This is a genomic window from Candidatus Villigracilis saccharophilus (assembly GCF_016711665.1).
This window is the reverse complement of sequence record NZ_JADJSO010000004.1, coordinates 1-18,972: the sequence shown is the minus strand read 5'-3', so window position 1 is coordinate 18,972 and position 18,972 is coordinate 1. Positions and strand designations below refer to the sequence as shown.

Here is an 18,972-nt window from a genome sequence, read left to right as displayed (position 1 = left end):
CCTACCCTTTTTGAATTTCAACAACAACCTTTCCCTGTGTATGCCCATTCTCGACATGCCGATGAGCGTCCACGATCCTATCCAAAGGATAGACCTTTTCGATCATGGGGCGTAGCTGCCCCTGCTCGATCAATTCCCGTAAAAAAGCCATGTCTTTATCATTTGGCAGGGACAGATGAGACTTTCCCCTTTTGTCGCCGGTTATGGATGAGAACAATATTTGAAATGGACGATACACTGGTTTTAATGGATTCTCTGTAATGTAAACACCGCTTCGAGTTAATGAATGTTTGCATCTGAAATATGTGTAGGTTGCCGCGACATCCAAAATAATGTCGTATTTTTCCCCATTTCTGGTGAAATCTTCCCTGGTGTAGTCGATCATGGCATTTGCCCCCAAATCTTTAACCCATTTCAGATTGGGCGTACTACAGACCGCTGTCACGTCTGCCTCGTAAAATCCCGCAATTTGAACGGCAAAATGACCAACTCCGCCGGAAGCGCCATTGATCAACACCTTTTGATTTTTCTCGATCCTGGCTACATCCCTTAATGCCTGCAGTGCTGTCAACGCGGCCGTTGGGATGGCTGCGGCTTCTTTGAAGGTTATATTATTGGGAAGCATGCAGATGGCGTTTTCACGGGCGCGCACATATTCGGCATGGGAGCCTACGCAGTTTCCGAAGATGGGGTCGCCAACTTTGAAGCGGGTCACATTCTTGCCGATCGCTGCGATCGTCCCCGCAACATCTATGCCTAATCTCTGGATCTGTTCCTTGGGGGCGAATAAGCCATTCACCAGCCGGATGGGAAAATATCCCTTGCGGTGTAAATAGTCAAATGGGTTGACCGAAGCGTAATGGACCTGTATCAGCACCCTGTCTTCATGCTCTTCCTGCAGGACTGGCGGTTCGACATCTTCTATTTTTAAGACTTCCGGCGGTCCATAGGATCTGTAAATAGCTGCTTTCATCTACTCTTCCTTTTAAAATTTAAAATGATCTCAGCGAACAGCACCGAAAAAACCATGGTCGGAAGCGCCGATTATTTCCTGCTTTGCGAGGAACCCCTCGACATCTTTTATGAATTTCATGGTCCCTCTTTCTATTTGATTTGTTAATTTATCCAGATCACGAAAATCTGGATTGTCTGCCAATGTGTGCTCAAGAATCGAGTCGGCGTCTTTTATTGTCGGTACGATGTGGTACTTATTCCAGGCGCTTTCTTCGAATATTTTCCAGTATTTTGATTGGACCTGTTTGTTGTATCCCGCCAGCCAAACTTCAAATCTCATGGATTCATGAATCAATACGATGGCTATCTTTAATTTTTTATGTCCCAATGACTTTGGATAAAAGGAAAAATACGTCATATCCATGTACCCAAAATAAACACTCCCAGACACAAAATAATCGGGATACTTGTTTTTAAAATGCGTTCTCAAACTCTGGGTATATTCCATCAGCCCCTTATACGCTTTTTTGATCGCCCCCTTTTCTATTTGAGTTCTGTATTCAACCATATACTCTTGGAATGATTCCATATTAGAACCTCCGTTTTCCTTATTAATGGTTATTTGGGCAATTGCTTAGCGCTTTGCGCCTAGCGGATAGGTCGGCGGATGCTGACTCTGTTTGAAAGCCGAAAAAACTCTTGATCTCTTCCTCCCCCAAATCCGATTTGTAAGCTTGAAATCCCTTCCATACTTTTACTGTCGAGTTTATTCCAGACCTGACAGGTTTCCACAGAACCATAATTTGCAAGTACACAATGACTCATAGAATCCTGATTAACTCACGTCAAACTAAAACCTGTCAGGTGTTACCTTCTGTTATTTTTATTTCTTACCAGACATACGACGATTAACGAAGGAAACTTTTAGGGTCTATCCTTCCAAAATTTCTGGGGTAAGGAGGGACGCCTTTTTTACGGCAGAAGCATTTGAACAGCTGCAGGGAAGATCTTGTATTCCAGATCGGTCACCCAGCTATCAAAGATCTCACCATCCGTATGAGCGGGGGAGGGCTTGTCGAGATGGATGCTCAGGCGTGTGCAGTGGAACTCGTTGATCCCGTCCATTTCAACCATGTTGCCTTTACCGGGTTTCATCGCGCTCGGTAATACCTGAAACAGTCCCATGCGCGTACTGCGATAACCATGCACAAAGGTCAATTTCCCATCGAATGGATCGGCGTGCGGAGCCATGAAAAACACGCCCCCCGTCCGCGCTCCATTACCGACCGAGACCAGGCTCAGCGGACCTCTATATGAGCCGCCGTCCCAATCCAATTTGGCGTTCCAGCTGGGACCGTCCATGATGCCCTGGATCGCAGCCACAAGGTAGCGCGGGATTCCCGTAAGCCAGGAAATCTTCTCCTGCTTGGTGGTGACATACGGTTCCAGTCCCGCCGCGGAGTTATTCAGGAAGTAGCGCTCATTGCACTTTCCCAGATCCATGCCGCGCGTTTTTCCTTTTGCGATCACTTGCACCGCAGCGGAAAGATCAAGCGGAATCCCAACATTGACGCACAGGTCATTTGCCGTGCCCAATGGAATCACGCCCAGCTTGATTTTGAATGGAGAGGTTTCATCCCAGCCGCGCGTTGCTCCATTGATGATCTCGCCGATCGAGCCGTCGCCGCCCGCAATGATCAGTGTGGTAAATCCTTGTTGGACAGCCTCAGCCGCCAGGTCCACGAGTTGATCGGGGCGTTCTGAAATAGTCAGGTCAAAATCAACGCCTGAAGCGCGCAGGGCTGATTCCGCCTCGGGCCAGCGCTTCTTTGAATTCCAACGATTTGAATAAGGGTTAAGTAAGACTTTGGTTTTCATCTTCCTCCGCGAATTTTTTGATTTAACATGAAACCCATTTTGTGATCAACATCTTCACGCGCACTCGCACGCGCGCGTCCGCATTCGCCATCGTCCACGCAGATTTTACCGTGCTAAAAACATCTGCATCCATTTTTTCCAAGCCTTCCCACTCCTCGTCCATGAATTCCTTCATTTCAGAGGGTGTGTCCCAATAATAGAAGAACGCGAATTCCTCTTCTTTTTCCTTGATGTACCACCTGCGGGATTCGGCTTCCCGCATGGCATTAAATGCCGCTTCATCATCTGCCACCGCAATCGGCACATCGGTCAACCTGCCCGCAACCTGCCAGCCCGCCGACGAAACGATCTCCACCGCCCAATGATCCTCGACAGGACGCAGATCGATCAGCGTTCCATTGGGCTTGAGTGTTCTGTGAATTTCGTCCAGAGCATGGACCATGCTCTCATGTTCCAGTCATCATAACGACCAGGCTAGAACAGCGATATTAAAACTCTCATTTGCAAAAGGAATATTTCTTGCGCCCGCTTCTGCAAAGTGGACCTTCTTTTGCATGGTATGCGGCGCATCCGCCCGGGCGACGCGCAAGGCATCATGGTCAGAGTCAAACCCAACGGTCAGGGTCGATGCGGCGGCGTACTGCCATATCAATCGCCCTTCACCGCATCCAACTTCCAAAACGCGTTTATTGGCAAAGTCTGCAAACTTGTGCAGGTGCTTGCGCTCGAATCCCTCGGGGTCTTTTTCAGCCGTCATTTTTTCTTCGCCGCTTTGACACCTTGCTTGATGAGTTCTTTCAAAACCTTGACATCCACATCTTTCAATTTGTTGATATACAAACAGCCGACGCCTGTTTTATGTTTGCCAAGTTTTTCGAGCAATTCAACATGAGGATTGAAACTTCCCATTACATAAAGCGTCAGATTTTGTTTGCGCGGAGAAAAACCCGTGATGAACCAATCACCTTCGCGTCCGCTTTCATAGACATAATGCGTATGCCCAAACCCGACGATGCTCGCTCCCCACATCTTTGGCTCCTCTTTGGTGACCTGTCTCATTAACTTTAATATCTCAAAACAATCCGCGCGTTTTTCTTCATCTTCGATCGTATTAAGAAAGTCGGTGACGTTTGCATCATTGAGTTTTGTTTTTAATTCAGCCATTGGATTCTCCTATTAATAAAATATGTCGTTGCGAGCGTTCTTTGCGAAGCAACCTCCAGTAAACGGGAATATCTCATATTAACAGGGAAGTTGCTCACCTGCACTGCAACAAACGCAGTGCGGCGCAAGTGTCGGCGAAAGTGCATCGCCTCGCAACGATATGATACTACTCCAAAAACCTATAATGCACCTTCGGCTCTTTGCGTTCCACAACCTTCTCCGCATTGACCGCGAGCCGCAATAATTGATGTTCCTCCCAGGCGCGTCCCATCGCTTGCATACCGATGGGCAACCCGCTTTTCGTGTAACCAACAGGGAATGTGATCGCGGGCAGACCGGTCATGTTGCCAGCCGTGACGAAGCGCATGATCTCGATCGTGGTGCTCAAGTCCGAGTTGCCGTCGGGTAGCGAGTCTTTCGGAATGGCGGGTGCGGCGATGGCGGTGGTGGGTGTGATGATCATATCCACTTGCTCGAGCGCCTTGTTGAAGTTTCTGATGATGCGTGTGCGCGCGCGTTGTGCAAAAAGATAATCCTGTGAAATGGTCTTGCGCGCCAGGGCCAGGTTGAGGCGTACATCCAACCCGTGTTCCTTGTGATGCACATCGTATGTGTAGCTCATGGCCTGAGCCATTTCAGCCAGAATGGTCACGGAATGCGCGATGCGATTTAATTCAAGGTCGGGGATGTTGATCTCGACGATCTCTGCTCCCATATCTGCGAATCGTCTCAGCATAAGGTCGCAAGCTGCTACGATTTCGGGGTCCGCGTGCTGGAACCAGGGTTTATACACGCCGAGTTTCAGTCCATTAAGATTTAATTGATCCCAATTTTCAAGCGATGGCAATGGTTGATGTAACGTGTTTGGGTCATGTAAGTCAGGTCCAGCCATCACAGCGTAGGCCAAAGCGGTATCGGTGGCCGTGCCCGCTATCGGTCCGAGATGAGCGACGCTCCAGCATAAAGGTGCTGCGCCATGCTCGCTGACCCGTCCAAAAGTGGATTTCAATCCGAAGACTCCGCAAAATGCCGCAGGGATGCGGATCGAGCCGCCCCCGTCCGCGCTGATGGCAACGGGGGCAAGTCCCGCCGCAACAGCTGTTGCGGATCCGCTTGAGCTTCCGCCCGTGAAATGATTTGTGTTATATGGGTTGCGGGTTGTGCCGTGATGCGGATTCAAGCCCGTTACGTTGATGCCGATCTCGTGCATGTTGGCCTTGCCGATCAGCAATGCGCCCGCCGCGCGCATCCGGGCTACGATGGTCGCATCCTCAGTGACGGGAGATTTGCCGAGGAATGATGTGCCAACCGTCGTGGGGTACGGCATCATATCTACTTCATCTTTTACCGCCACAGGTACGCCGTCAAAGATGCTGAGCGGACGCCCTGCTTTGATGCGTTCCGTTGCTTCACGCGCCTGCTTCATTACATCCGCGCGATCCACTGCGATCATAGCCCGCAATGGAGGCGTGGATGCGTCACTGGATTCAATGGCGTCCAATAATTTGAGCGCCACTTCTTCGGGCGTGGTCTTGCCGTCACGATATGCCTTTGCGTAATCAAAGACCGTTGCAAATTGGAATCCATTCGGATAGATGGCTGCGGCTCGCGGCCATTCTTTTTCCGGGACAGCCAGATTTTCATCTGAATAAGAGTCTGTGAAGTGGATTGGCATGCTGGTTGGTGATTCACCTATCATCTGTTTTCTCAGCCAGTTAATGCCTGCGCTTTCAAAAAGGCTGGGGGTTAGCAACCCGCCAAGCGGTCCTTCAACGAGTGAGGCAAACAGGCGCAATAGCCCGCCTGACAGGTAAGGCAGTTTGACAGACTTCAGATCGTATACGGCTTTATTTTCCATTTTTTTAGCCCGTTCCAAACTGTCTGTCGCCCGCGTCACCCAATCCTGGCAGGATGTAGGCTCGTTCATTTAGTTTTTCGTCAATTGCGGCAAGATAAATATCAATATCGGGATGCGCGGTTTGCATTGCTTTGATGCCTTCAGGTGCTCCGATGAGGCCAACGAACTTGATCTTCTTCACTCCCCAGCGTTTCAGGATATCCGCGGTGGCTGTTGCTGATCCGCCTGTGGCAAGCATCGGGTCAAGAATTAAACAGACAGAGACGCGCGGGTCAACGGGGAGTTTGTTGTAATACTCCACAGGCTGAAGCGTGTGTTCGTCGCGATACAATCCAATATGCCAAACCTCGGCAGATGGCATCAGTTCCCAGATCCCTTCCACCATGCCAAGCCCCGCGCGCAGAATGGGGACGAGCCCGATCTTTTCCTTGAGTTCCTGCGCGGTCATTTTGGTAAGCGGGGTTTCAATTTCGATCGGCGTTGTCTGCAGGTCAGCTGTGGCTTCATATGCAAGAAGTCCCGCGATCTCCTGAACGAGTTCACGGAACTTCTTCGGTTCGGTATTTTTATTTCTTAAACGGGAAAGTTTATGTGCAACGAGTGGATGTTTAGATGCGTGGACAGTGGACATTTATTGCTCCTGTTTTTGAAGTTTCCCTATTATAGCGTGAGAACGAATTTACGGTTCATCCCTTGACAGGGGAACTGATTTAGGTAGAATTGTAAACACTGTAAATAATTATAAACATATATAACAATAGGCGGTCAAATGACACAGACAAGGCGTGAAAAATTACGAGACGCAACCCGCGAAGAGATCATGTCCACCGCGTGGAAGCAGATTGGCGAAGTGGGCGCTTCGGGGCTTTCCCTGCGCGGGATCGCCCGCGAGATGGGGATGACGGCGCCCGGGCTGTATCGCTACTATAAAGACCGCGACGCTCTGGTCACCGCATTGTTGATCAATGCGTTTACATCCTTCACGGCAAGTCTGGAAGCAGGACGAGATACTTGCATGGCAGATGATCACACGGGTCGTTTTCGAGCGATGTGCAAATCCTATTTTCAGTGGGCGGCACAGAATCCGCAAAGGTATGCGCTCTTATTTGGTACTCCAATTCAAGGCTATTTGTTTGCCGAGGAATTAGGTCCAGTTGCGCAGCGCAGTTTTCTTGTGCTGCAAGGCGTGATCGGGGAGGCGCATGTGGCGGGAAAAATCAACGGGGAGTTGACTGCCCTTCGGCTGCCGACCAGCCTCAAGTCATCATATGACACGTTGAAAAAATTCGGAATGCCGTACATGGGTACGGTCACGCAGTTGGCGCTGTCCGCCTGGTCGATGATCCACGGAATGACATCCCTGTATCTTTATAACTATCTGTCGGGATTTTTGCAAAACAATGTTGAAGCGTTCATTGATTTTGAGATCGAAAAGATGGTGATGATTTTGGGGTTGGAATAAGGAGAAAAGATGATTCGTCAAATTCCCATGCGGCAACGCATACGCAAGGCGCTTGTTTTTCTGGCCTTTTTATCTTTCCCCATCACGATGAATTTTTTTTCACCGTATGTCATTATTGATGGCGCGATGAATGGCATCATCAATGGCAGTCTGGTGATGTTCGGACTGATGTTCCTGTCTTCGCTTTTTCTTGGCAGGTTGTGGTGCGGATGGGTCTGCCCGGGTGGCGGGTTGCAGGAGATGTTTGAGCCGATCAACAATAAACTGGTCAACGGTTCAAAAATTGACTGGATCAAGTGGTCCATTTGGATTCTCTGGCTTTCATTGATCGTTATTTTTGCAGTCAACGCTGGCGGCTATCAAAGCGTTGACTTGCTGTATCACACTCAAAATGGAGTCTCAGTCGCTGGAACGCCAGACCGCCCGATCTTCATTGCATACATCATTTACTATGTCGTGGTCGCCTTGTTTGTTGGACTTGCGATTTTTGCGGGACGCAGGGCGGGTTGTCACACGATTTGCTGGATGGCCCCGTTCATGATCACGGGACGCTGGATCCGCAACCGATTCGCATGGCTTTCCCTCAGGCTGGTCGCGGACGCATCCACCTGCAAGGATTGCAAATCCTGTTCCAAGACCTGTCCTATGAGTTTGGATGTCAACGCCATGGTGCAGGCGCAAAAAATGGAAAACGCAGAATGCATTCTATGCGGCACCTGCGTGGACAATTGCTCGAAGAAGGCGATCCGCTATTCGTTCTCGGCGGGAAAGTAAATTCAATGAAATTCAAACCAATTTCCATTGCAGTCGCTTATTTTATTGCGGTGATCGTGCTGGCGCATTTCTTTGTCCCGCCCAACTATGATTGGACACAAAATACCATCAGCGATCTCGGCTCGCAGGGACACGTCTATAAGTGGATCATGCAAGCGGGCTTCATTGGTTTTGGCTTGCTGCTGACTTGGGGAGTTATCTTTCACTTTGGCAAGAATAGACGCGCATATTTTCTGCTTCTCGTAGCCATCTACGGATTGTCGATTCTCGTGACAGGATTTTTCTGCGCTGCGCCGATTGACCCGTCCATCCCGAATGATTTGCATGAATCCCAATTACATTCCATGTTTGCCACTATTGCAGGGATCGCCATGAGCCTCGGAATCTTTTTACAGGTGATTATGTCCGCCAATAGCCGCGAGCGTTGGACGCGCATCATCTCCTTTTTTCTGATCGGCGGAATATCGGGTTTATTCGGACTTGCAGAAAATCATATCTTGACGCTTGATAAGGGGATTGTCCAAAGGGTTTTATATCTGGTAGGATTGGCGTGGCTGGTTTATGAAGAACGAATACTTATTCTGGGAAGGGAAACTTCAAAATGAATGGAAATGATTTTATGGCTTGGGTTTTACGTTCCCCATTGCATGGCCTGTTGAGCAATGGCATGATGCTGATTACCATCACGGGCCGCAAGACGGGGAAAACCTATACAACCCCTGTCGGCTATTATATGGAAGATGGCGCCATGTGGGTCATCACCAGCCGCGAGCGGACCTGGTGGAGGAATCTGCAGGGCGGCGCAAAAGTTGATTTGTTGTTAAAGCGCAAACCCGTCAAAGGATTTGCTGACGTGGAGTTGGATGAAAGGTCTGTGGAGGCGGGAATAGTTGAGTATCTGCGCCATATTCCACAGGCTGCGAAGCCAATGAAGATCCGCGTGGAGAATGGTCGACCTGATCCACAGGATATTGCAAATACAGCAAAAGACAGGTTGTTCGTCAAAATTAAATTGAATGCATAAAAAGTGACAGTCACCTTCAAGGTGACTGTCACTTAAAAATGCCAAATACAAACGGCAGCGCGCCCAATACAGCGCACAAAATAAATCCGACGACGAGTATGGTCAGGCAGGTGGGTAGCAGCCAGCGGAGCCAGGTCCAGTAGGCGTAAAGATTAAATGCTTTGGCCGCGATTGGTTGAACTTTCCGCATCAGATCAGGCGCGTCAATTTCTGGAATTGAAACTGGAGCAACCTTCGATGGCGTTCTCTCTACTTTCGGAGTTGCCTTGGTTTGTAAGTGTTTTGGGATGGTTAAGTTTGTGCCGCAATAGGTGCAAGCCATGTGCGTTGACCCTTCTTCGGGGTCATTGGGAGCTCCGCACGCAGGGCAGGGAATGGATGAAGGTTTGGTCATTGTTTTCTCCAGAGTGTTGCGATTATAGCCTTTGATGGTACAGAGTAGCGCTTAATTCGGCAAATAAAAATGACTCCCTTGCATTCCCAAAAATGTTCCTTGGATTATAGACAAGCGATAAAATCCTGACAGCCAAATTCTGAGGAGCATACCCATGACGGAACAATTTACGTTCGGTGGTGATATTGTTTGGAGGCCGACCCCGCAGCACATTGAGCATGCGAATTTAACCGCGTTCATGCGCAAACATAAAATAAAAGATTTTGATGAACTCATGCAAAAGTCCACCAGTGACGTGGAATGGTTCACAGATGCCGTATTGAAATTCCTCGATATTCAATTCTACGAACCCTACACAAAGGCCGTTGACCTGACCGATGGCATTCAATTTCCAAAATGGTGTGTAGATGGGAAGATGAATATTGTCCATAATTGCGTGGATAAATGGCAGAATGCGGAAACCAGAATGCAGAAGGCAGTGGTGTGGGAAGGGGAAGAGGGGAGTACGAAAACGCTTACTTATGAAGAGTTATATAAAGAAGTGAATAAAGCCGCCAACGCGCTGCGCTCGCTTGGGCTTGGCAAAGGCGATGCGATCGGTATCTTCATGCCGATGACGCCTGAGATCGTGGTCGCATTGCTTGCCATCGCAAAGATCGGCGGGATCATTCTGCCGTTGTTCTCTGGTTATGGCGCGGGCGCGATTGTCTCGCGTTTGCAGGATGCCAATGCCAAAGCGCTCTTTGCCGCTGACGGCGCGTATCGGCGCGGCAAACCTGTGGATATGAAATCAGTTGCCGATGAAGCCGCGGAACAAGTTTCTTCATTGAAACACATGATCGTCTTGAAGCGTACAGGGCAGGATGTCTCCATGAAGACAGGGCGTGACCACTGGTGGGCGGATCTGATCGCGCCTCAATCTGATACTGCGCCTACGGCGACAGAGATTACCTCCGCTGAAGACCCGCTGATGATCATCTACACTTCGGGGACGACGGGCAAACCGAAAGGCGCAGTCCACACCCATTGCGGATTCCCTGTCAAAGCGGCGCAGGATATGGCCTTCGGAACAGATGTCCACGCAGGTGATGTGATCTACTGGATGACCGACATGGGCTGGATGATGGGGCCGTGGCAGGTCTTTGGGAGTCTCCTGCTTGGAGCGACGATGTTCCTCTACGATGGCGCACCAGATTTCCCTGCGCCTGATCGGTTGTGGGATCTGGTCGAAAAGCATGGCATCAATCAAATGGGAGTCTCGCCAACTTTGATCCGCTCGTTGATCCCGCAGGGTGATGAGAATTTCAAGAAGCATGATCTCTCTTCATTGAAATGTTTTGCGTCCACAGGCGAACCGTGGAATCCAGACCCGTGGATGTGGTTGTTTGAAAAAGTTGGCGAAGGCAAAAGACCGATCATCAATTATTCAGGCGGTACGGAGATCTCTGGTGGGATCGTGATGGGTAACCCGTTGCTGCCCTTGAAGCCATGCGCTTTTTCAGCGGCCTGTCCCGGCATGGATGCGGATGTGTTGGACGAAAATGGAATGTCTATCCGTAATGCGGTGGGGGAGTTGGTCATCAAAGCGCCGTGGATCGGAATGACGCGTGGATTTTGGAATGACAAACAACGTTATCTCGATACGTATTGGTCGCGCTGGGAAAATGTCTGGGTGCATGGTGATTTTGCTGCCATAGACAGCGACGGCTTGTGGTATATTCTTGGGCGTTCAGATGATACGATCAAGATAGCGGGGAAACGGCTGGGACCCGCCGAGGTTGAGTCAATTCTCGTAAGACACAAGGATATTGTCGAAGCGGCGGCGATCGGTGTGCCGCACGCTGTCAAAGGCAGTGAACTGATCCTTTTTGCAGTGACCAGGCCCGAGCAAGTCCCGACCGATGCGCTTCGTCAGGAATTAAAAGAGATGGTGATCGCTGAAATGGGCAAAGCGCTTGCCCCGAAAGCCATCCTGTTTGTGACTGACCTGCCCAAGACGCGGAATGCAAAGGTCATGCGGCGTGTGATCCGTTCAGCTTATTTGGGGCTGGATTTGGGCGATACGTCGTCTTTGGTCAATCCGCAAGCCCTGGAGGAGATCAGGAGCGCAAAATGAAATTTGCTCCGAATGTTTCTTGACTTTTTATCTTACTTTCGATATACTATACGGTCGCTGTCCATCCACGGGCAGTTAATTTTGTTAGTTCACCCAGCCTACATAGAAACAGGAGAGAAGAATGGCGTCTTCTTTGCCGCAAAAAACTTACGCACGTATTCCAGTAAAGTTAGATCTTCCCAACTTAATAGAAGTACAGCTTGATTCATTTGAAAGACTGAAGCGAGAAGGATTGGGTGACCTCTTCCATGAGATCTCTCCGATCGAGTCTTACAACAAGGGAATGAAGTTATTCTTCCCAAGCCGCGGACCCGAATCACAGCAATGGGGACTTAAATACTGGTTTGGAGAACCCAAGCATAGTATCGAAGAATGTGTTGAACGCGATCTGACATATTCAAGTCCATTGTATGTTTCAGTGCTTCTTGCCGGTCCCGATGTCCCAGAGCCGATCAAGCAGGATATTTTCCTTGGCGATTTTCCTGAGATGACCGATAAAGGCACGTTCATTGTCAATGGCACTGAGCGCGTTGTGGTTTCCCAGTTGATCCGTTCCCCTGGCGTTTATTTTGAAGCGCCCGCTGACCGCGCCACAGGCCGTCCGCTTGCGATGGCGAAGTTGATCCCTGATCGCGGCGCGTGGATGGAATTCGAAACACGCAAATCCGATTACATTATCTTAAAGTTCAACCGCAAACGCACTGTTCCGATCACGGTCTTTTTACGTGCGCTCGCCGCGGTAAGCGACGGGATCAAAGACTCTCCCATCAAGGTTGGCTCGGATGAAGAGATCATGTCCATCTTGAAGGATGTGGACAACAACCCAGAGCGTATGTTCATCGCTTCCACTATTAAGCAGGAACCTGATTGGGATCTGTCCCATCACTCCATTGCTGAAGCGGCTTTGATCGAATTCTTCAAAAAGATGCGCCCTGGCGATCCCGCCACGCTTGACAATGCCCGTCAGTTCCTTGAGGAGCAGTTGTTCGATCAGCGTCACTATGACCTCGAACGTGTGGGTCGCTATAAACTCAATCAAAAGCTTGACCTCAATATTCCGATCCCGCATCGCACGGTTTCAAAGAGCGATCTGATCCGTTTGATCCGCCGCATGATCCAGATCAACAACGGCGCTGAACGACCTGATGACATTGATCATCTCGGCAACCGCCGCGTCAAGACTGTGGGTGAGTTGATCCAGAACAAGTTGAGAATCGGCCTGCGCCGAATGGAGCGCGTTATCAAAGAACGCATGTCCATTCGCGATCAGGAGCAGTTGTCACCGGTTACCTTGGTCAATATCCGCCCCGTGGTCGCTGCGTTACGCGAGTTCTTCGGTTCATCACAGCTTTCACAGTTCATGGATCAAACCAATCCTCTGGCTGAGCTGCGCCACAAACGCACACTTTCTGCGCTGGGACCTGGCGGTCTGCGCCGTGAACGCGCCGGCTTTGATGTTCGTGATGTGCATCGCTCCCATTATGGCCGTATCTGCCCCATTGAAACACCCGAAGGTCCAAACATCGGTTTGATCGGTCGTTTGGCTTCTTTTGCCCGTGTAAATGAATACGGTTTCATTGAAACACCTTACCGCAGAGTGTTTAAAACACTTCCCTCAGAGGATGAGCGCCTGGAAGGACTCACCTTACGTGAGGATGTTCATGATCCCAAGTCAAATGAATTGCTCTTCAAGTCAGGGACAACAATTGATTCGAAGGTATTAAAGAGACTTGCCAAGATCGGCGGCGATGTCAGCATCGTCCCATATGTATCTGATGAGATCGTTTACCTGTCTGCCGATGCGGAAGATAAATTCACCATCGCTCAGGCGAATGCTCACTTAACAGGTAACAAGGAATTTTCCAAGGAACGTATTTCCTGCCGTTATCATCTGGGCTTTTTGTTCTCGAATTCAGAGTCGATTGATTACATGGATGTGGCGCCGCATCAGGTCGTAGGTATCAGCGCCGCTTTAATTCCATTCCTTGAACATGATGATGCCAACCGCGCGTTGATGGGCTCGAACATGATGGCGCAGGCTGTTCCTCTGGTGCGCCCTGAGACCCCGCTCGTTTCGACCGGTATGGAAGGTCATGCCGCGCTTGACTCTGGTCAGGTTGTGGTGGCTGAAGCGGATGGTGAGGTTGTATCGGTCACCGGAGCAACCATCACAGTCAAAGAAAAGAAGAGCGGAAACCGCGTGTATCAGCTCCGCAAGTATCAGCGTTCCAATCAGAGCACTTGTATTGATCAACGCCCGTCTGTGGTTAAAGGACAATTGGTCAAGGCTGGCGATATCATCGCCGATTCTTCATCCACTGACAGCGGTCAGTTGGCGCTTGGTCAAAACGTAGTTGTTGCCTTCCTCTCATGGGAAGGTGGTAACTTCGAAGACGCCATTCTGCTCTCAGAACGCCTTGTTCAGGAAGATCGTTTCACTTCAGTTCATATTGAGAAGCATGAAGTCGAAGCGCGCGATACAAAACTTGGTCCCGAAGAGATCACCCGCGATATCCCGAATGTCGGTGATGATGCGATCAAAGACCTGGATGAAAACGGCATCATTCGCATTGGTGCGGAAGTTGGTCCAAACGACATCCTTGTCGGTAAGATCACTCCGAAGGGCGAGAAAGAACTTACCCCTGAAGAACGCTTATTGCGCGCCATCTTCGGCGAGAAATCACGCGATGTAAAAGATACTTCGTTGCGCATGCCTCACGGCGAACGCGGTAAAGTTGTTGATGTAAAAGTTTTCACTCGTGAAGAAAATTCGGATCTCTCCGCTGGCGTCGAAATGATGGTGCGCGTCTCTGTTGCTCAGCGCCGTAAGATCACTGCGGGTGACAAAATGGCCGGCCGCCACGGCAATAAGGGTGTGGTTTCCAAGGTTGTGCCGGTGGAAGATATGCCATATCTCGAAGATGGAACACCAGTTGATTTGATTCTAAATCCGCTTGGCGTGCCTGGTCGTATGAATATCGGACAGGTATTGGAAGTGCACCTTGGCTGGGCTGCGAAGCGCATGGGTTTCCGCGCGATCACGCCGGTCTTTGATGGCGCCAGCGAGGAGCAGATCGAAGCTGAACTCGCACGTGCCTGGATCATGGACCAAGCTTGGAAAGAATCTGCAGAACGTGCCTGGGAATGGCTCAAGGAACAGGAATATGATGTCAACTCAATTCAGGATGATGATGAGGTTCGTCGCTTGTATCTTGAACATTGGCTTGGCAAACGCAAATATGATGTCTACAGCCTGAACGACGCAGATTACGCGCGTCACGCCGCTGCCAAAGAATGGTTGCGCGAAAAGGGCTATGCCAACCCCGAAGAAATCCTGCTCGATGATCGCGATGTAGCCAATCCTGATCCCGATGTGGATGAAATGACAGTCCATGCCTGTCTGCGTTTGTGGATGGAGTCTAATGGTATTACACGCCGGGTCGCTGAAGACAAGGTTCTTGAGACAGCTCAGGAATTAGCGAAGGATAAGGGTATTCCTTTGCCGATCCTTGGCAAACAGACTTTGCGTGATGGCAAGACTGGCATCCCATATGATCAGCCTGTGACCGTTGGGGTCATGACCATTCTCAAGTTGCATCACCTTGTGGAAGATAAGGTCCATGCTCGCTCGACAGGCCCATACAGTTTGGTGACCCAGCAGCCTTTGGGTGGTAAGGCTCAGTTCGGTGGTCAACGCTTCGGCGAAATGGAAGTGTGGGCGCTTGAGGCTTATGGCGCGGCGCATACACTTCAGGAAATGCTCACCGTTAAGTCGGATGATGTTCAAGGCCGCGTAAATACTTATGAGGCTATTGTAAAGGGTGAGCCGATTGAAGAACCAAGCATTCCCGCTTCTTTCCGCGTTCTGGTAAAAGAATTGCAGTCACTGGGCCTTGCTGTGGAGGCGATCAACGAAGGTGGCGACGTGGTTAAATTTGGCAAGGATGAAGAGAAGACCCATCCACCTAAACATGATACTGGGTTGTTGAGTCTTGGTGAGAATCAAAGTAGAAAAAAGTAGAAGAATCTATTGACGGGTTAGTTATGGCGTGATAAACTAGCTAGCCGTTGACCATGAAAGCAAGAGTGGCTTTACTTCCCCCACTCGACTCAATTGGTAACTACAAATGAGGCCATCAGGAAACGTTGTTGATGGTCTCATTTCTTGCGAATATCGAAATCAAAATAGAAAGAATTTGTAATCGGAGGCGAATGTGCCGACAGTAAATCAAATGGTCCGCAAGGGCCGCAGAAACAACAAAACAAAAAGTAAGGCTCCCGCTCTGCAGTTCACATTGAACAGTTTTAAGCAGCGTCGTGTGAGACAGGACAAAGGTGCACCTCAGAAACGTGGTGTTTGTACTGTTGTCCGTACCATGACTCCTAAAAAGCCGAATTCAGCGCTGCGCAAGATCGCTCGTGTGCGTCTGACAAACGGCATTGAAGTCACTGCGTACATTCCAGGTGAAGGCCATCAGTTGCAGGAGCACTCCGTGGTACTGGTGCGTGGCGGCCGTGTTAAAGATCTGCCTGGTGTGCGTTATCACATTGTGCGCGGTTCTCTCGATACCACCGGCGTTGCCAATCGTAAGCAGGGCCGTTCAAAATACGGCGCGAAGCGTCCGAAGTAATCAATAGATGGAGTAGTATAAATGCGTAGAGCAAAACCTGAGAAACGGGAAATCCTTCCTGATATCCGATATAACAGCATCGCTGTCCAAACCATGGTTCAGCATGTGCTAAAGAGCGGCAAGAAGAGCACGGCCGTTCGTTTGATTTATGATGCGATGGATCTAATTAAAGAACGCACTGAGAAGAATCCTCTGGATGTTTTCGATGGTGCACTTAAGAATGTAGGTCCTGCCATGGAAGTGCGTCCACGCCGCGTGGGCGGTGCAACCTATCAGGTGCCTATGGAAGTGTCCTCCGATCGGCGCATGACCTTGGCCCTTCGCTGGATCCTTGCGTCTGCAAATGACCGCTCCGGCAAGTCGTTTTCCGATAAACTTGCATCGGAATTAATTGACGCTTTTAACGAAACAGGTTCTGCTATTCGTAAGCGCGATGAAACACATAAGATGGCTGAAGCCAACCGCGCTTTCTCCCATTACCGAGTTTAAATTTAAATAATTTTTTGAGGAAATAGTAAGTATGGCACGCGAGCATCCGCTGGATAAATACAGAAATATAGGCATTATTGCCCACATTGACGCCGGGAAAACAACAACTACTGAGCGAATCATGTTCTATACGGGCATGACACATCGTATCGGCTCTGTTGATGATGGTACAACAGTTACCGACTGGATGGTTCAGGAACGTGAACGTGGCATCACAATCGTTTCGGCGGCTGTATCGGCGGAGTGGAAGGGCTATCAGATCAATATCATTGATACCCCCGGACACATTGACTTTACTGCTGAAGTTCAACGTTCATTGCGTGTTTTGGATGGCGGAGTGGTAGTTTTTGATGCGGTACAAGGTGTTGAGCCGCAATCTGAAACGGTATGGCGTCAGGCAGACCGCTATGGCGTGCCCCGTATTTGTTTTGTGAATAAGATGGATCGCGTTGGTGCTTCGTTCGATCGAACTATTGAAACGATCATTGACCGTTTGGGTGCGAACCCGATCCCGATGCAGATTCCGATCGGTTTTGAGTCGACTTTCAAAGGTGTGATTGATCTTTTGACCATGAAAGCCGTTGTTTGGGAAGACGACCTTGGTAAAGATCCGCATATTGTTGAAATTCCCGAAGATATGAAAGCTCAGGCTGTCGAATCTCGGGCCAAGATGGTTGAAAAGATCGCCGAACTGGACGACGAATTAACAATGAAGTTCCTGGAAGCTCAGGAAATCAGTATTGATGAACTTAAGCTTGCACTTCGCAAAGGCGTTCTTGCTACAAAGGCAGCTCCTGTTTTCTGTGGGTCTTCCTTAAAGAACAAGGGCGTGCAAGTACTTCTTGATGCTGTTGTAGATTATTTGCCTTCTCCAGCAGACAAGCCTTCTTTCATAGTTTCTGAACCCGGCAACCCTGAAAGCACCTTTGAGGTCCTTGCGCAAGACAATTCTCCGTTGAGCGCATTGGTCTTTAAGATTGTAACGGATCCTTATGTTGGGCGTCTCGCTTATGTTCGTGTTTATTCCGGTGTTTTGAGCCAGGGACAAACTGTTCAAAATACAACCAAAAAGGGAAGAAAAGAGCGCATCGGCCGTTTGATCCGCATGCATGCCGATCATCGCGAAGATGTGGATGAGATTCGTGCTGGTGATATTGGCGCTGTATTGGGCTTCAAGGAAAGTTTTACCGGCGATACACTTTGCGATACCAAAGCACTTGTTCTTGAAACAATTTCCTTCCCTGAGCCGGTTATTTCGATTGCTATTGAACCCAAGAGTTCCAGTGATCAGGAAAAGATGGGTGAGGCTCTCCGCAAGTTGGCCGAAGAAGATCCCACACTTCATGTGAATTCGGATATTGATTCAGGCCAGACCATTCTTCGTGGAATGGGCGAGTTGCATCTTGATATTATCGTTGATCGTTTGTTGCGCGAATTTAGAGTGCAGGCAAATGTTGGTGCTCCGCGTGTTGCGTTCCGTGAATCGATCACGAAACCTGTTAAGGAAGTCAATTACAAGTATGCCAAGCAGTCTGGCGGTAAAGGCCAGTACGGTCATGTTGTTTTCTCCCTGGAACCCGGAGAACGCGGCAGCGGCATTATTTTTGAAAATAAGATCGTCGGCGGTTCCATTCCCAAGGAATACATCAACCCAATTGAAAAAGGCTTCAAGGAAGCTGCTGAAGGCGGCGTTCTTGCTGGATATCCTGTTGTTGATATCAAAGTAACCTTATTCGACGGTTCTTTCCATGAAGTTGACTCAAGCGAAATGGCATTCAAGATGGCCGCCATTTTGGGCTTCAAGGAAGGCGTTCAAAAAGGCCATGCTATTTTGCTCGAGCCGATGATGAAAGTTGAAGTCGTAGTCCCGGAAGAGTATCTTGGTGATGTCATGGGGCAGATTAACAGCCGCCGTGGTTTGATCCAGGGTATGGAAGTCCGTCTTGGAAATGCTCAGGCAGTGAAGGCCATGGTTCCATTGGCTGAAATGTTTGGGTATGCCACACAATTACGGTCCGCTACACAGGGACGCGGCGTATTCAATATGGAATTTGACCACTACGCGCCAGTATCGCAGTCAGTGGCGGAAGAAATCTTAAAAGCATAATCGTTCTTTTCTAAATTAAGGAGTTATTCAAATGGCGAAGGTAAAATTTGACCGCAGCAAACCGCATCTGAATGTAGGGACCATGGGTCACATTGATCATGGGAAAACGACATTGACAGCG

19 protein-coding genes are annotated in these 18,972 nt (G+C 49.4%); 10 read left to right on the top strand and 9 right to left on the bottom strand.

Going from position 1 to position 18,972, the window contains the following annotated elements; genetic code table 11:
- Position 1: 1 nt before the first annotated feature.
- From IPL17_RS02085 to upp, 8 genes are all read right to left on the bottom strand, one after another.
- A complete protein-coding gene (locus IPL17_RS02085; RefSeq protein WP_345305420.1) occupies positions 2–973 on the bottom strand; it encodes an NAD(P)-dependent alcohol dehydrogenase in 972 nt (323 codons plus the stop codon).
- Positions 974–1,003: 30 nt separating this feature from the next.
- A complete protein-coding gene (locus tag IPL17_RS02080) occupies positions 1,004–1,543 on the bottom strand; it encodes a hypothetical protein (protein WP_345305419.1) in 540 nt (179 codons plus the stop codon).
- Between the two features lie 383 nt (positions 1,544–1,926).
- Positions 1,927–2,832, bottom strand: a complete 906-nt coding sequence (locus tag IPL17_RS02075) for a diacylglycerol kinase family protein (RefSeq protein ID WP_345305418.1) — start codon at positions 2,830–2,832, stop codon at positions 1,927–1,929.
- A 22-nt stretch (positions 2,833–2,854) separates the two neighbouring features.
- Positions 2,855–3,274 (bottom strand): hypothetical protein, encoded by a 420-nt coding sequence (locus tag IPL17_RS02070; protein WP_345305417.1) that lies wholly within the window; start codon positions 3,272–3,274, stop codon positions 2,855–2,857.
- A gap of 18 nt (positions 3,275–3,292) precedes the next feature.
- Positions 3,293–3,589, bottom strand: coding sequence for a class I SAM-dependent methyltransferase (locus IPL17_RS02065; RefSeq protein WP_345305416.1), 297 nt, complete (start codon positions 3,587–3,589; stop codon positions 3,293–3,295).
- Positions 3,586–3,996: a DUF1801 domain-containing protein gene (locus IPL17_RS02060; RefSeq protein ID WP_345305415.1), complete on the bottom strand. Its 411-nt coding sequence runs from the start codon at positions 3,994–3,996 to the stop codon at positions 3,586–3,588. Before IPL17_RS02060 ends, IPL17_RS02065 begins: the two co-directional genes overlap by 4 nt.
- A 166-nt stretch (positions 3,997–4,162) precedes the next feature.
- A complete protein-coding gene (locus tag IPL17_RS02055) occupies positions 4,163–5,923 on the bottom strand; it encodes an amidase (protein ID WP_345305414.1) in 1,761 nt (586 codons plus the stop codon).
- Positions 5,859–6,485, bottom strand: a complete 627-nt coding sequence (upp, locus tag IPL17_RS02050) for a uracil phosphoribosyltransferase (RefSeq protein WP_345305413.1) — start codon at positions 6,483–6,485, stop codon at positions 5,859–5,861. Before upp ends, IPL17_RS02055 begins: the two co-directional genes overlap by 65 nt.
- 138 nt (positions 6,486–6,623) lie before the next feature.
- On the opposite strand from upp, the gene IPL17_RS02045 reads away from it, so the two are divergent.
- The 4 genes from IPL17_RS02045 to IPL17_RS02030 are packed head-to-tail and all read left to right on the top strand — an operon-like array spanning position 6,624 to position 9,114.
- On the top strand, positions 6,624–7,316 hold the full coding sequence (locus IPL17_RS02045) for a TetR/AcrR family transcriptional regulator (RefSeq protein ID WP_345305412.1): 693 nt from the start codon (positions 6,624–6,626) through the stop codon (positions 7,314–7,316).
- A gap of 9 nt (positions 7,317–7,325) precedes the next feature.
- Positions 7,326–8,090 (top strand): 4Fe-4S binding protein, encoded by a 765-nt coding sequence (locus IPL17_RS02040; protein WP_345305411.1) that lies wholly within the window; start codon positions 7,326–7,328, stop codon positions 8,088–8,090.
- A complete protein-coding gene (locus IPL17_RS02035) occupies positions 8,015–8,695 on the top strand; it encodes a DUF998 domain-containing protein (protein ID WP_345305410.1) in 681 nt (226 codons plus the stop codon). The genes IPL17_RS02040 and IPL17_RS02035 overlap by 76 nt, the downstream gene beginning before the upstream one ends.
- Positions 8,696–8,709: 14 nt before the next feature.
- Entirely contained in the window at positions 8,710–9,114 is a 405-nt protein-coding gene (locus tag IPL17_RS02030) for a nitroreductase/quinone reductase family protein (RefSeq protein WP_345305409.1), read from the top strand.
- A gap of 28 nt (positions 9,115–9,142) precedes the next feature.
- Here the strand turns inward: IPL17_RS02030 and IPL17_RS02025 are convergent, their stop codons facing one another.
- Positions 9,143–9,508: a hypothetical protein gene (locus tag IPL17_RS02025; RefSeq protein WP_345305408.1), complete on the bottom strand. Its 366-nt coding sequence runs from the start codon at positions 9,506–9,508 to the stop codon at positions 9,143–9,145.
- Positions 9,509–9,662: 154 nt separating this feature from the next.
- On the opposite strand from IPL17_RS02025, the gene IPL17_RS02020 reads away from it, so the two are divergent.
- The 6 genes from IPL17_RS02020 to IPL17_RS01995 all read left to right on the top strand — a co-directional run.
- The gene (locus IPL17_RS02020; protein WP_345305407.1) at positions 9,663–11,624 is read left to right on the top strand and encodes an AMP-binding protein; all 1,962 of its coding nucleotides are present in this window, start codon (positions 9,663–9,665) and stop codon (positions 11,622–11,624) included.
- A 121-nt stretch (positions 11,625–11,745) separates the two neighbouring features.
- A complete protein-coding gene (locus IPL17_RS02015) occupies positions 11,746–15,645 on the top strand; it encodes a DNA-directed RNA polymerase subunit beta (RefSeq protein WP_345305406.1) in 3,900 nt (1,299 codons plus the stop codon).
- A 193-nt stretch (positions 15,646–15,838) separates the two neighbouring features.
- Entirely contained in the window at positions 15,839–16,255 is a 417-nt protein-coding gene (gene rpsL / locus IPL17_RS02010) for a 30S ribosomal protein S12 (RefSeq protein WP_345305405.1), read from the top strand.
- Between the two features lie 21 nt (positions 16,256–16,276).
- A complete protein-coding gene (rpsG, locus tag IPL17_RS02005) occupies positions 16,277–16,744 on the top strand; it encodes a 30S ribosomal protein S7 (RefSeq protein ID WP_345305404.1) in 468 nt (155 codons plus the stop codon).
- A gap of 31 nt (positions 16,745–16,775) precedes the next feature.
- Positions 16,776–18,851: an elongation factor G gene (fusA, locus tag IPL17_RS02000; protein ID WP_345305403.1), complete on the top strand. Its 2,076-nt coding sequence runs from the start codon at positions 16,776–16,778 to the stop codon at positions 18,849–18,851.
- Positions 18,852–18,882: 31 nt separating this feature from the next.
- A partial coding sequence (locus tag IPL17_RS01995) for a GTP-binding protein (protein ID WP_345305434.1) occupies positions 18,883–18,972 on the top strand: 90 nt, incomplete at its 3' end.